Here is a 13,315-nt window from a genome sequence, read left to right as displayed (position 1 = left end):
TAGCGAAGTTTTGTAACAGCTTTACGAAGCCAGTCTTCGTATGCGAAACAATTTGGAATCTGCCTCATGCGCCTGCTGACAGCCGTAACCGTTGGTATCATTGCAGTAATGGCTGCACCGGCGGCCTGCGCCGCTGCGGCGATGCAGCTTGAAAAAGTTATTATCGTTGAACGCCACGGCGTTCGCGCCCCAACGAAATCCGACACAGAACTGTCACAATATTCGCGGGATCCGTGGCGGGTCTGGCCGGTGGCCCCGGGTGAACTGACCAAACAGGGGGCTGATGGGGCCGAGGCGATGGGCGCAGCCCTTAAAGCCCATTATGCAAAGGCCGGTCTTCTGCACGACCAACCCAATGATATCTTTGTCTGGGCCGACATCGGCGACACCCGCACGGTACAAAGCGGCGATGCGGTGGCGCGCGGTCTGCACACGGCAGCAAAGGCATTGCACCGCGATAAACCGATTGACCTGTTATTCGAGGCTGATGATGCAGGCACCTGCGCCCCCAGTAAGGGCGATATCAGCCGTACACTGAACGATGGCCGCAGCAAGACGCCGGTCAATCTGAACCAGCTTGGTCCGCAATATGATGCGGCCAGAACCGCCATGGCGGCGCTGCTCTATCCCGGTCTCACCAAAGCTATGTGCGAGCAGAACCCGCATGGCGCATGTGTTTTTGTGACGGGGGAAAACCGTTTGAAGGGCGATGGCTGGGATACCAAGCTGACCGGCCCGCTGGCGACCGGATCATCGTTAAGCGAAAATCTGCTGCTGGAATATGCCCAAGGCTTCGATACCCCGGGCTGGGGCCGGGCCGATGCCAAACAGATCACCGCAATTATGGAATTACACAATCTTTATGCCCGCCTGATGCGGCGCAACCCGGTTATTGCCGGACGACGCGGGGCCTTTCTGGCCCAGAACATTAGCGATCTGCTGAACAACACCCCGGCCAGTTTCGCCGCCGCCGCCCCGGTGCCCGCAAACACAAAGCTGGTGCTGTTTCTGGGCCATGACAGCAATATCTCCAACCTCAGCGGTATTTATGGTCTGGACTGGCAGCTTGACGGCCAGCCCGACGATACCGCCCCCAACACCGCGCTGGCGTTCGAGCTGTGGCGCGATGCGCGCGGTGCGAAATTTGTGCGCCTGCGGCTGTTTTATCAAACGCTGGAACAACTTCGGCAACCTGGCACGATGGCCCGTGGCAGTGCGATTGGCCTTGCCCAGCCGCTGTGCCAGCGCAAAGGCCACAAAAGCTGTACATTGGCCCAGTTCACCCGGCTTACCGCCACCCGCATTGAAAAAAGCTGTCTGAAGGCGGTAAAACCTCTATAGGTTGCAATACATCAGCAACGCACGATTAAACCCGCGCCACAGCGTAGGACAATAGTAATCCGTACACATATCAATATCCGCACCCCACGCCTTGCGGGTATCTTTAAATTTTCATTTACCTTATCTTCGCATCTGCAGACGATACTGTGATTGTTGCGTACGGGTTGGTGCGATGGTTGAATTTTCGGGGGATGTGGCGGGCGCTTTGCCGCCGGGGACGCGTGCGGCGGAGCTGTCGGAACGCTTAGAGACGGCCCGCCGGATCATCGAGGAGCGATTCCTTGCCGCTGGCGCCCTGCTTTCCAAATATTTTAAGGGTCTTGAATCGCTGACGGCCACGCTCGACCGGCTGCTTGAAACCCTCAATACCGACATTGTTTCGGCAACGACCGCCAATCTGGAAACGGCGGCGGCCAAACTGTATGCCCTGCCCGACAGCCACCGCCATCGCACCGAGAATATTGCCATTCTTGGTGATTGCTGCGCCACACTGGCCGAACAGATCGACGATATGAAAAGCGATCTGGCCTATATGCGCGTGTTCACCGTCAATATCAAAATTGTCGCCGGTGGCATTGGCGATGCCGGCAGCGAATTCAGCCTGTTTGCCGAAGATATCGCCGATTGCGTGGTTCGGGTTACCGAGGAACTCGACAGTATTGCGGTCGATACGGCCAAATTACAGGCCAGCCAGCGCACCGCCCTGAAGCAGGCCACCGCCTTAAGCCGCCGCATCACCACCTTGTTGCCCGCCGTGCCGGACGATCTGGTCCGCAGCGCCGGCACGATGGGCGAGCATTACCGTGGCGTGGCCACCGCCGCCGGTCAGGTCAAAGAACTTGCCCGTGACATCCGCAAAGCGATTTCGCGCATTCTGCTTGCCCTGCAAATTGGCGACAGCACCCGCCAGCGGATTGAACATATTCAAAACGGCATCCGGGCTACGCTGACCCACGATGCGCTGCGCAATCACGATCAGGCGCAGGCGGTCATCGCCTATCTCTATGGCCTTGAGGCCGCCCAGCTCACCGCCGCGGCCGACCATTTCAACCGGGAAGTCGGCGAAATCAATCACAGTCTGGTCGAACTGGCCCAGACCGCCCGCCAGCTTTTACAGCTGCACAATCTGACGTTCCGCGATGGCAGCAATGGTCAGGGCAGTTTCCTTGGCATATTGGAAGGCCGCCTGACCGATGCCAGCGAGCTGGTCGGCAATATCGAGAAAACCGATACCGCCACCGCCACCACCGGGCGCGAAGCCGCGATTGCGGCAGAAAAGCTCAACAAGCGTATTTTGCAAATTCAGCTGCTCAAAAACGATGTGCAGTATATGGCGCTCAACACGACCCTGAAATGCTGCCAGATCGGCGAGATCGGCCAGCCTTTAAGCGTGGTGGCCATTGAACTGCGCGCCCATGCGGAAAAGCTTGAAGAAGAAGCCGGTCAAAGCCTTGTCGTGCTGGAAAAACTGATGCAGGCCTCGGGCGAGCTTTCCAATACTGCCGCCACCGGCCAGACTCTGGGGCAGATTGCAGCACAGGCACTGCACCACGCCGCCACCCGCTTAAGCGAAGCGAACGAAAAAACCGAACGCGAAATTTCGGAAATTGTCACGCTGGGCGATGATGTGGCCCGCGGGCTGGAACAGTCCGCCAAACAAAAAAACATTCAGCATGATATCGGCGATACCCTTGGTCAGGTGGCCGGGGCAATGAACAGTCTGGCCGGGGCGCTACCGCCCTGCCCGCCGGAAATTGCCGCCCCGTTACGGCAGGTGCTGGAAACGCTCGCCAACGATTACACCATGGCCGAGGAACGCGAGGTGCACCGCACCGTTCTGGCCGCATGGCAGATGGCGCAGGATGCGCAAAGCCCCCAGGCGGTGGAAGACGATATGGACGCGGTGTTGTTCTGATCCGCACCCCGAATCTGTATGGGGCGGCCCGATTAATGCTGGGTCGCAGCCAGAATTTCCCGGGCGATCGATTGCAGCGGCGCAATGCGGTCAACGCAGCCCCGCGCAATGGCTTCCTTGGGCATGCCGAACACGATCGAGGTCGCTTCGTCCTGTGCAATCGTGGTTGCCCCGGCGTCTTTCATTTCTTTTAAGCCCCGCGCGCCATCATCGCCCATGCCGGTCATGATAACCCCGACCGCGTTAGAGCCTGCCGAGCGTGCCGCCGAGCGAAATAAAACGTCTACGGAGGGACGATGGCGGCTGACCAGCGGCCCTTGTTTCACCGAAACATAATAACGCGCACCACTGCGCTCGAGCAGCAGGTGATAATTGCCCGGCGCAATCAGCACCTGACCACGCAACACCGCATCGCCATCACGGGCTTCACGAACCTCCATCTCGCACAGGCTATTCAGCCGCTGGGCGAAGGAGGTGGTAAATTTCTCTGGCATATGCTGCACAATGACGATGCCGCAGGTCGCCGCGGGCAACATTTGCAGCACCGTGCGCAGCGATTCCGTTCCCCCGGTTGACGCCCCGATGCAGACCACCGATTCGGTTGTCCGCGCCATGGCATGGCCCGAGGGCGGTGGCAGCATGGCATCGGCGGTGAGTTTTTTCTGGGGGGGCTGTGCCGAAGCATGCGCCTTTACGCTTCCCGGTCGCCGGTCAAGCCGGGCCGAAGCCGCTGCCTTGACGGTATCACAAATCTGAATGCGGGCATCAAGCAAATGGTCGGCCACACCGATGGCAGGCTTCAAAATGGTATCGACCGCACCGGCTTCCAGCGCCTGCATCAGGGTGGCCGAACCGTCTTCGACCAGCGAGGAGCACATCACCACCGCAATCGGGTGTTGCGCCATCAGCCGGCGCAAAAAGGTGATGCCATCCATTCGCGGCATCTCGACATCCAGCGTAATCACATCCGGGATAACATCGCGCATATAGCGCACCGCCACATAGGGATCGGCGGCGGTTCCGACCACTTCGATCCCGGGATCACTTTGCAGCACGGCAGACAGCGCCTGACGCACAGCCGCCGAATCGTCGATCACCAGAACCTTGATACGTCGCGATGGTTGCATCCGGTTACAGCCGTTTAAAAATGGTATTGGCGACACTTTTCAACGGCAGCCCGGCCCCGGTGATATTTTCGGAATGGCCCAGCACCAGATGACCACCGCGGCGCAAATGATCGCATAAGCGCCGTAAAACCCGAACCTGTGTATCGCGGTCAAAATAGATCAGCGTATTGCGCAAAAAGATAACATCGAAATTGCGATCGAGCGGGTAACGGTCGTCCATCAGATTGAGATGCTGAAACGACACTTTGGCCCGCAGTCTGGGAACGATACGAAATTCCTGACCATCCGGATCGCGCGACAGCATAATATATTTGCGGCGGCGATCTTCCGGGATCGGCTCCATCATCGGGATCGGATAGCGGCCGTTCACCGCCTTAAGCAGAACCTCGGTACAAATATCCGTGGCGACAATGTTATAAGAGACCCCGGGGCGCGGCTGGCAGAAATCTTCCAGCTCCATCGCCAGCGTATAAGGCTCGGCCCCGATTGACGAGGCCGCACACCAGACGCGGATCGTGTGTTGCCCCGCCTCGGCCAGATGCGGCAAGATCGTTGCGCGCAAATAATCGAAATGCGCACTCTCCCGATAAAAATCGGTTTTGTTGGTGGTGATCGCATCAATGAAGTGAATGATTTCGGTTTCGGCATTGGCGTCGTCATCGCCAAACAGATACTCGCAATAGGTATTGATATCGGCAATGCCCAGCACCCGCATGCGCCGCCGCAAACGGCTGTCGAGCATGGTGCGCTTTTTCTCGGTAATGCGGATGCCGCAATACTCATACACAAAACGCGCCAGCCGGATAAAGTTGGCCTGACTGAGCGGCGCCGCCGCAGACACGATTTCCGGCTGTCTGTTTTCTGCCGCAACGCTGTGTTGCCGCACAAGGGCATGGTGCCGAAGCGGCGAAACCGCCAAACCAGTTCTTTGAAGCATACGGGAACTCAACACACCTGTTTTATACCGGGCTTACGCTGTCGCGGCTCAGCGATAAAGCTTCTATATCCGGTGCAGTCATCAATTTTTGCAGATCGAAGATCAGGACGAAGCCGTCATCGCGGCGGACGATACCGGCGATATAGCTGAGCCGCCAGCTGTTGCCGACGGTCGGCACCGGTTCGATCTGATCCGTCGACAGGCTGATGACCTCCAGCACGGTGTCGGCCACCAGCCCCAGCGCCAGCGTGTCATGCACCGCCGTCGGGGCCGCTTCCGGATCATCGATTGGAACGTCCACCACCATAATCCGCGTGGCGGCGGTGATCTCGGCCCTGGTCAGCCCCAGCTTGGTGCGCAGATCAATCACCGGGGTCGCCCGCCCGCGCACATCGATCAGCCCGTTGAGATAGGCCGGGCCTTCCGGCACCCGGAAGGCTTCGCGATAGTCCAGTATCTCGCGCACCAGTGCCACGGGAACGGCAAACACCTCCGCCCCCAGACACAGGGTGACATACTGGATTTCATCGCCTTTACGGGTGCTGGTTTCGGCCATTTTAATAGTCCCTGAACTCCGCATCCGCCGCATCCGGCCCACCGCGTTCGAGGCTGCGGGCCGTCGCACGGGCAAGGTCGATGGCGATGCCAGTACCCACGCCCGCGGCGGGGTTGCTTCGTGCCCCGGTTTTCGCTGACGCAGACTTTAGCCCAGATGTGCCCGCCCTGCCAATGCGGGTGGTGCCACGCGTTGCAACCTTAGACGTACCCGACGCCGCGCTGTCGACCTTGAAATAGGCGATGGCGCTTTCCAGCGCTTCGGACTGGCTCGCCAGCTCTTCCGAGGTTGCCGACATCTCCTCAGACGCCGCCGCGTTTTGCTGCGTCACCTTATCGAGCTGCTGGATCGCTTCGTTGATCTGGCTGGCACCAATATCCTGCTCGCGGCAGGCGGCGCTGATCTCGGCCACCAGTTCCGCCGTCTTGCGGATATCCGGCACCAGCTTGCCCAGCATGGCGCCTGCTTCCTGTGCCGACTTGACCGTGTGGCCCGACAGCCCGCCGATTTCGGTTGCGGCCTGCTGCGACCGTTCGGCCAGCTTGCGCACCTCCGAGGCCACCACCGCAAAGCCCTTGCCATGTTCACCGGCGCGGGCCGCTTCCACCGCCGCGTTCAGCGCCAGCAGATCGGTCTGGCGGGCAATCTCCTGCACGATGGTGATCTTCTCGGCGATGGTCTGCATCGCTGCCACCGCCTTGTTGACCGCCTCGCCGCTCAGCTCGGCATCCTTGGCCGACTGTTTCGAGATCTTCTCGGTCTGGGACGCATTGTCGGCATTCTGTTTGATGTTCGCCGCCATCTGTTCCATTGAGGCCGAGGCTTCTTCCGCCGACGCCGCCTGTTCGGTGGCGCCCTGACTGACCTGTTCCGAGGCCGAGGACAGTTCCTGACTGCCCGACGCCACATTCTCCGACGCCGCAAGCGCATCGCTCACAACAGAACGCAAACGCTCAACCATCGTTTTAAGGGCGTTGCCAAGGTGATCTTTCTCCGACTTGGGATTGACCGTCACCATCAGATCCCCACCGGCGATCTTATCGGCAATCTCGGCAGATTCACGTAAACTGACCACCATCGCCGTCATGGCCTGGCCCAGCGTATCTTCCGCCGAGCGTGGTTTGGTATCGGAGGACAAATCCCCAAGCGCGATCTGCTGCATCGCGTCGGAAACGGTCCGTTCGGCACCAACCACCGCGACCAGAGCCTTACTCAGCGCATCCTTATCTGACAGTATTTTGGGTTCTTCCGACAAATCCCCAATAGAAATTTTATGGGCGATACGCACCGTACTTTTGAGGTTGTTCGTCATGGTGCGGACGGAATCGACGACATCCTTGATCTCGTCATTGGCGGCATAGTCGATCTGCCGGTCGAGATCGCCGATAGCAATGCCTTCGGCCATATCACCGATCTGTTTCAGGCCACGCCCAATTGAAATCATAATCCAGGCGGCCGAACCAATCGCAAACACAATCGCAATCAGGGCCAGCCCAACCAGCAGAGTGCGCGTTGCCTCGTAACCCTGCTTTGCCTCGACCTGGGCATCGGCAACAGACTGCTGGGTGATGGTGACAATTTCGCTGGCATCATCCAGCAGCGGATTCACGACAGTCCGCATCGGACCGACGGAAATCTGCTTTGCTTCTTCGTTACGGTTTGCCAGTGCAAGCTGCCTGAGCTGAACATCAAGCACCTTATCCTGTTCCCACAAATCACGGGCATGCAGCCATTTTGGCTTAGCCTGTTCCGAGGCGATATCGATACCGTGGCTGATCAACGCATCGACAGTGCCACGTATACGACTGATATCATTGTCGTAGCCCTGCATCTTCTGCATGTCGGTCTCGAGAATGATATTCTTCTCTTTCCTGACCAGATCAAGCATAGCAACCCGCAGTTCGAGCGCGGTTTTCATCCGCTCGACCGGCCCCTGCACCATGGTGTTCATGGTGCCATCCAATGCGGCCAAACTGTAAACAGCATAACTGCTGGCACCGACAAGCAGCACCAGAACCAGCCCGAACACCAGTCCGAGCTTCGCCTTGATTGTAAAACGCATGTGACTCCCCCGAAGATGTGTCAGTGCGGACTATTTTTGTTCCTGCGCCTGACGGTGAGATTTGAGAGTTAACTGGATAGACTACTGCCTGCAGCCTCCTTACCGATGTGGCTGCCTGCCGCAAAAATTTTATGCAGGTCCGGAACAACAACGAAATCACCATCCCGCTTGGCGAGACAGTGAATAAACTCCTGACGCCAGCGCATACCGACACGCGGTGCGTTTTCAGTTTTGGTGCGTTCAAGTGTGGTCACTTCGTGCACCTTGTCGGCTTTGAGGCCGATCAGACAGGGTTCATCGTCATATTCGATTTCGATCACAATGATGCGGCTGTCGACGGTATCGTCCGCCGCCACCAGACCAAACGCCAGATGCAAATCTGCAATCGGAATAACCTTGCCACGGAAGTTGACCAGACTTGCAATCATCGGCGCGCTGCCCGGTACCGGGGTTTCCGGCATACGGTCGAGAATTTCCCGCACCAACGATGCCTCGATCGCGAAGGTTTCACCCTGCATATCAAAGGTCAGCACCTCAAGCTGAGTGCCGTCTTTCCAGTGGATGTTTTGCTTATCGCTCATCGCTATCACTCCGCCGCCCGCAAGCGTTCTTCCTGACGCTGACCAGCCGCCACCAGATGCGCGATATCGAGGATCAGCGCGACGCCGCCATCGCCCAAAATGGTCGCACCGGAGAAGGTTTCAACATCGGCATGAAAGCGCGATAATGGTTTGATCACGGTTTGATGCTGACCAATGATCTGATCGACGACCAGACCAACCCGCTCGCGCCCGGTCGAAACCACGACAATTTTCTGATACGGATCAGGCTCGGTTTGGGTGCCGAACACTTCACGCAAGCGAATAAAGGGCACCAGCATATCGCGTAGGGTAAGGAAATTCCGCCCGGATGAACGCTGATCCTGACTGCGCGAAAGCTCGACACATTCTTCAACCGCGGACAAGGGAATGACATAGCGGTTGGTGCCGATGCGGACCAGCAATCCATCGATGATGGCCAGGGTCAGGGGAATACGCAGATCAATACGCGTGCCCATTCCCGCATCACTGGTCATGCTGATACTGCCGCGCAAATTCTCGATGGTGCGTTTGACCACGTCCATGCCGACACCACGGCCAGACAGATTGGTAATCTGACTGGCGGTCGAGAAGCCCGGCTTGAAGACCAGTTGCAACAGCTCGGCATCGCTCAGGTTTGCATCGGTGTCGATCAGGCCGTTAGCCACCGCTTTGGCGCGCACCTTTTCACGGTTGATGCCGCGGCCATCATCGACCAGCGATATCACCACTTCGGCCCCGGCCTGACGGGCCGCCAGCTCGATACGCCCAACATCCGGCTTACCGGCTGCACGACGTTCGTCAGGCGTTTCCAGACCATGATCGGCGGAATTGCGAATAAGATGGATCAGCGGATCCGCCAGGCGCTCGATAACGGTCTTGTCGAGTTCAGTCGTTTCGCCTTCAGTATGAAATTCGATTTTCTTATCGAGATCGATGGCCAGATCATGGATCAAACGCCGGAAGCGACCAAACAATTGCGCAATCGGAACCATGCGCACAAACATCATGGTATCGCGTAACTCGGACGCCAGACGCTCGATTTCTTCCGATACGGCACGCAAATTGATATCGCCGCTGCCCGTCGCCACCTGTTTGAGGCGTGACTGCGCAATGACCAGTTCGGCCACGCGATCCATCAATTCGTCGAGCCGCTCGGCCGGAACCCGTAACGAACCAACACTGCGAACATTTTTGACTTCCGCAGCATCGCTTTGCGTATCCGTGGCCCGATCCGGGGCATGGTGCGGCACCGGGGCGGCCACGGCGACATCCGGCACGCTGGCCGTCTCGGGAACAGGCGTCACCCCAGTGTCCGCTGGCGCTGTGTCCGGTGGAGCCCCGGCGGGCAGCAGCACCAGATCATCACTGGCGAAGATAAAGACATCTTCAATTTCCGACCGTGGGGCATCCGTCGTCAGCAACACATCCCACGCCAGATAGCAGTCGGTCGGGATGATACTGGACAGGCTTGGCACCGCATCCAGCAACGCGGATACCTCGACCGGACCTAAAGCCCGCAGCTCATCCAGCAGCGACAAGGGCCGTGTGCCGTTGACCAAAGCCTCGGGCGGCAGGCGAAACCGAATACGCCAGGCGGTAAGATGTGGCGCGGCATTTGTGGCAGCCACCACCGGCGATGCAACGGGGGCGGACGGTGTCGCAGACGCCGTTTGCAGGGCCGCCAGTAACGCGGCTTCCTCTTCGGCGGAAGCCTTGCCACCTTCGGCCAATGCCCGCATATGATCGAGCGCCGAGAGCACCGCCGCAATCAGCCCCGGCGTTGCCTTGGCCTCGCCTTTACGGACCCGATCAAAAGCCGTTTCGCAATGATGGGTGAAGGATGCCAGGGCATCAAAGCCGAACATCGCCCCCGAGCCTTTAAGCGTGTGCAGCGCCCGAAAAACCGACGCAATCAGCTCGGCGTTCTGCGGATCATTTTCCAGATCCAGCAAGCCTTGCTCGATCCGCTCGAGCAAATCCTGAGACTCGGCCTGAAAGATTTCCCTGGGGTCCTGTGCGCTCATCGCGCCAAAACCTTTTCAATGATGCGGATCAGCTGTTCGGCCACAAACGGTTTGGTCAGCCAACCGGTCGCCCCGGCCGCCCGTGCCTGCTGTTTGATTCCGGCATCGGATTCTGTCGATAAAAACAGGATCGGAATACCGGCATAGGCTGGCAACTGGCGCAGCTGACGGATCATAGCCAAACCGTCCATGTTGGGCATATTGAGATCGGTGATAATCAGATCAAAGGGCTGTGCCTGCGCTTTACCCAAACCATCAGCACCATCAACCGCTTCGGTAATGCTATGCCCCGTTTCACTCAAACTGATGATAATCGTCTGCCGGATACTGGGGGAATCGTCTACAATTAAAATCTGCGCCATTACTGCATCTCCGTCGCGCATAACCAGAACGCGTTATCCTGCTTACTCCTCAGAAAACCACCGCGCTCCAGCGTGTCGAGCAACACGCCCATCGCCGGGGCGGCCAGAGCAATGGCTTTACCATCGGCCGCCGCGGTACGCCGCGCCGCTTCAATAAGCTGCACAAATGTCAGATCGACGTCAGCAAGGTCGCTTAAGTCCAGCACGACACCATCGCTATTGCGATACGCATCCAGCAGCCTGGCGTGTATTTCGTCGATATTACGCACATTCGCCTGATCGGCGACGCGCAACTGTACTTCACGTTTTTCTTGTACCGGCATAATCCCTCACAGGCGAACGCCTCTGATCGTTTGGTTTTATTTAGATCAATATAGTTAAAGACACTTCATAAACGATGGATCAAGGGTTGTCTGCATTATCACCAGTTGCGGTCAATGCCACACACAGCGGGTATTAAAGCCGGATTCACGGTTTTGTGCGCCGCATTGAATAGCGGCAGGGATTTAGGGGTTGCCGTCACGTGCCGATAACGCGACCAATAATTGCAACACCGCATCTTTCGTATAGGGATTGTGAATACTAATAAAACTGCGGCATAATTCTATCGCGACATCGGTTGCCATGAATTCAATCGTCGTCAGCCGCATGCTGAGCACATCACGCTCATGCGTACGGGTCGGACTTTGGGTTATGACGTCGATGTCCTGATAGAAATAGCTGATCGGAATTTGCAGCTCCTGCGAAATTTTGTAGAGCCGGCTTGCACTTATCCGATTGATGCCCTTTTCATATTTTTGCAGCTGCTGATAGGTTATCTGTAGTTTGCGCGCCAGTTGTTTGGAATCAATATTCAGTATACGTCGCCAAAAACGCAGGCGTGCGCCGATATACATATCCGTTTCATCCGTACTTTTAACACGGGGGAATGACGGCAACTTAACAACATCCATCTACAACTCCTGCGGAACGACAAGGGTAACGAATCCCGTGCACCCGATACGTAAAACGTTGTCGATGACCACAAGATTGACAAAAACAACATGCCCACCTTGTAGAGACTTCGATTGCGGCACCTTGCAAATGCCCGCAACGTTTACGGATCGTGCGTTGGGTCGACGCTTCCCAGCCTGTTTTCCATTCGTTGAGAATTTTATGTATTCATGCTTAAATTATCGCCAAATCCCCTATACCGGGACGCGCACCCATAACTTCAGGTTGCGCGGCAATCCCTTCACCGGGGATTTTCCAACATAACAGAGATATTATCCGTAGGCTGATTTCATCTGTCGTCCGACTAACGCATGAAACACGGCACAAAAAAGCCCGCGGGCACGAGGCTCGCGGGCATAGTATAATCTGTAAAATTTTATATGTTTTAAACCGGCGACGGATTACGTTCGCTAAACTGGCGCTGATGCCAATAGGGATAGGCCGGGGTGACGGCGCTGGCCGCATCCAGCCGGGCAATCTGTTCGGCGGTCAGATGCCAATCTGCCGCGCCCAGATTATCGATCAGCTGTGCTTCGGTACGCGCACCCAGAATAACGCTGGATACCGTCGGCCGCTGCAGCAACCAGTTGATGGCAATCTGCGGAATGGTTTTGCCGGTTTCGTCCGCAAGGCTCTGCAAAACATCGACCACGCCATAGAGATATTCGTCCGATAGTTGCGGCCCAATATCGTTATCAGCCTTGCTCTGGCGCCGGCTGAGTTGCGGCAGCGCCGCGCCACGACGAATTTTACCGGTCAGCCGGCCCCAGCCCAGCGGGCTCCACACCACGGTGCCAATGCCCTGATCGAGGGCCAATGGCATCAGTTCCCATTCGTAATCACGCCCGACCAACGAATAATACGCCTGATGGGCGACATAGCGGGCCAGACCATATTTTTCCGACGCCGCCAGCGACTTCATCAAATGCCAGCCGGAATAATTCGATACGCCGATATAACCAATCTTGCCGGCCTGCACGAGGCTGTCGAGCGCCATCAGGGTTTCTTCAACCGGCGTCAGGGCATCGAAACCATGCAGCTGCAACAGATCAATATGATCCGTACCCAGCTTTTTCAGTGCGGTTTCGATCCGGCGGGTGATGTGATAGCGCGACGAGCCGACATCGTTGGGCCCCGAACCATGCCGGAACGTCAACTTGGTCGAAATCAGCAAGCGGTCACGCCGCTCTTTAATCGCGGCGCCCAGAATGGTTTCCGCAACCCCGCCGCCATAAATGTCGGCGCTGTCGAACAGGTTGACGCCGGCATCAAGGCAGATATCAATCATGCGGCGGGCGTCTTCAACATCGACACTGCCCCAGGCACTGCCACCATCGCGACCACAAAAGGTCGCAGTTCCCAAAGCCAGCGCCGAAACTTTCAGTCCCGAGCGGCCAAGCAGACGGTACTCCATCGC

Annotated in this window: 12 protein-coding genes; 2 read left to right on the top strand and 10 right to left on the bottom strand. The window is 57.5% G+C overall.

What is annotated here, in order from left to right; all coding sequences use genetic code 11:
• The first annotated feature begins 66 nt into the window (after positions 1 to 66).
• Together ACZ5RI_RS04705 and ACZ5RI_RS04700 are read left to right on the top strand one after the other, a co-directional pair.
• Positions 67 to 1,341, top strand: coding sequence for a histidine-type phosphatase (locus tag ACZ5RI_RS04705; protein ID WP_464514953.1), 1,275 nt, complete (start codon positions 67 to 69; stop codon positions 1,339 to 1,341).
• Between the two features lie 172 nt (positions 1,342 to 1,513).
• The gene (locus tag ACZ5RI_RS04700) at positions 1,514 to 3,256 is read left to right on the top strand and encodes a hypothetical protein (protein ID WP_464514952.1); all 1,743 of its coding nucleotides are present in this window, start codon (positions 1,514 to 1,516) and stop codon (positions 3,254 to 3,256) included.
• A 32-nt stretch (positions 3,257 to 3,288) separates the two neighbouring features.
• Here ACZ5RI_RS04700 and ACZ5RI_RS04695 read toward each other — a convergent pair whose 3' ends face one another.
• From ACZ5RI_RS04695 to ACZ5RI_RS04650, 10 genes are all read right to left on the bottom strand, one after another.
• Positions 3,289 to 4,383, bottom strand: a complete 1,095-nt coding sequence (locus ACZ5RI_RS04695) for a protein-glutamate methylesterase/protein-glutamine glutaminase (protein ID WP_464514951.1) — start codon at positions 4,381 to 4,383, stop codon at positions 3,289 to 3,291.
• 4 nt (positions 4,384 to 4,387) lie between these two features.
• The gene (locus ACZ5RI_RS04690) at positions 4,388 to 5,320 is read right to left on the bottom strand and encodes a CheR family methyltransferase (protein ID WP_464514950.1); all 933 of its coding nucleotides are present in this window, start codon (positions 5,318 to 5,320) and stop codon (positions 4,388 to 4,390) included.
• A 22-nt stretch (positions 5,321 to 5,342) separates the two neighbouring features.
• Positions 5,343 to 5,876, bottom strand: coding sequence for a chemotaxis protein CheW (locus ACZ5RI_RS04685; RefSeq protein WP_464514949.1), 534 nt, complete (start codon positions 5,874 to 5,876; stop codon positions 5,343 to 5,345).
• A 1-nt stretch (position 5,877) separates the two neighbouring features.
• Complete coding sequence (locus tag ACZ5RI_RS04680; protein WP_464514948.1) at positions 5,878 to 7,938, bottom strand: methyl-accepting chemotaxis protein; 2,061 nt, start codon at positions 7,936 to 7,938, stop codon at positions 5,878 to 5,880.
• Positions 7,939 to 8,006: 68 nt separating this feature from the next.
• The gene (locus ACZ5RI_RS04675; RefSeq protein ID WP_464514947.1) at positions 8,007 to 8,519 is read right to left on the bottom strand and encodes a chemotaxis protein CheW; all 513 of its coding nucleotides are present in this window, start codon (positions 8,517 to 8,519) and stop codon (positions 8,007 to 8,009) included.
• Positions 8,520 to 8,524: 5 nt separating this feature from the next.
• Positions 8,525 to 10,543: a chemotaxis protein CheA gene (locus ACZ5RI_RS04670; protein WP_464514946.1), complete on the bottom strand. Its 2,019-nt coding sequence runs from the start codon at positions 10,541 to 10,543 to the stop codon at positions 8,525 to 8,527.
• Entirely contained in the window at positions 10,540 to 10,905 is a 366-nt protein-coding gene (locus ACZ5RI_RS04665; protein WP_464514945.1) for a response regulator, read from the bottom strand. The genes ACZ5RI_RS04670 and ACZ5RI_RS04665 overlap by 4 nt, the downstream gene beginning before the upstream one ends.
• Positions 10,905 to 11,228 carry an STAS domain-containing protein gene (locus ACZ5RI_RS04660; protein WP_464514944.1) on the bottom strand — a complete coding sequence of 108 codons (324 nt, stop codon included), beginning with the start codon at positions 11,226 to 11,228 and terminating at the stop codon, positions 10,905 to 10,907. Before ACZ5RI_RS04660 ends, ACZ5RI_RS04665 begins: the two co-directional genes overlap by 1 nt.
• 183 nt (positions 11,229 to 11,411) lie before the next feature.
• A complete protein-coding gene (locus tag ACZ5RI_RS04655; RefSeq protein ID WP_464514943.1) occupies positions 11,412 to 11,858 on the bottom strand; it encodes a helix-turn-helix domain-containing protein in 447 nt (148 codons plus the stop codon).
• A gap of 425 nt (positions 11,859 to 12,283) precedes the next feature.
• Entirely contained in the window at positions 12,284 to 13,312 is a 1,029-nt protein-coding gene (locus ACZ5RI_RS04650) for an aldo/keto reductase (RefSeq protein ID WP_464514942.1), read from the bottom strand.
• Between the last annotated feature and the right edge of the window lie 3 nt (positions 13,313 to 13,315).

This window comes from Micropepsis pineolensis (assembly GCF_055392125.1).
Note: the sequence above shows the minus strand (reverse complement) of the source record. Positions and strands in the feature narration are given on the sequence as shown.

Excerpts from the sequence above, each read along its gene's own strand:
- ACZ5RI_RS04685 (WP_464514949.1), bottom strand. The coding sequence starts at position 5,876 with ATGGCCGAAACCAGCACCCGTAAAGGCGATGAAATCCAGTATGTCACC.
- ACZ5RI_RS04655 (WP_464514943.1), bottom strand. The coding sequence starts at position 11,858 with ATGGATGTTGTTAAGTTGCCGTCATTCCCCCGTGTTAAAAGTACGGAT.
- ACZ5RI_RS04650 (WP_464514942.1), bottom strand. The coding sequence starts at position 13,312 with ATGGAGTACCGTCTGCTTGGCCGCTCGGGACTGAAAGTTTCGGCGCTG.
- ACZ5RI_RS04690 (WP_464514950.1), bottom strand. The coding sequence starts at position 5,320 with ATGCTTCAAAGAACTGGTTTGGCGGTTTCGCCGCTTCGGCACCATGCC.
- ACZ5RI_RS04695 (WP_464514951.1), bottom strand. The coding sequence starts at position 4,383 with ATGCAACCATCGCGACGTATCAAGGTTCTGGTGATCGACGATTCGGCG.
- ACZ5RI_RS04660 (WP_464514944.1), bottom strand. The coding sequence starts at position 11,228 with ATGCCGGTACAAGAAAAACGTGAAGTACAGTTGCGCGTCGCCGATCAG.
- ACZ5RI_RS04700 (WP_464514952.1), top strand. The coding sequence starts at position 1,514 with ATGGTTGAATTTTCGGGGGATGTGGCGGGCGCTTTGCCGCCGGGGACG.
- ACZ5RI_RS04670 (WP_464514946.1), bottom strand. The coding sequence starts at position 10,543 with ATGAGCGCACAGGACCCCAGGGAAATCTTTCAGGCCGAGTCTCAGGAT.
- ACZ5RI_RS04705 (WP_464514953.1), top strand. The coding sequence starts at position 67 with ATGCGCCTGCTGACAGCCGTAACCGTTGGTATCATTGCAGTAATGGCT.
- ACZ5RI_RS04665 (WP_464514945.1), bottom strand. The coding sequence starts at position 10,905 with ATGGCGCAGATTTTAATTGTAGACGATTCCCCCAGTATCCGGCAGACG.
- ACZ5RI_RS04680 (WP_464514948.1), bottom strand. The coding sequence starts at position 7,938 with ATGCGTTTTACAATCAAGGCGAAGCTCGGACTGGTGTTCGGGCTGGTT.
- ACZ5RI_RS04675 (WP_464514947.1), bottom strand. The coding sequence starts at position 8,519 with ATGAGCGATAAGCAAAACATCCACTGGAAAGACGGCACTCAGCTTGAG.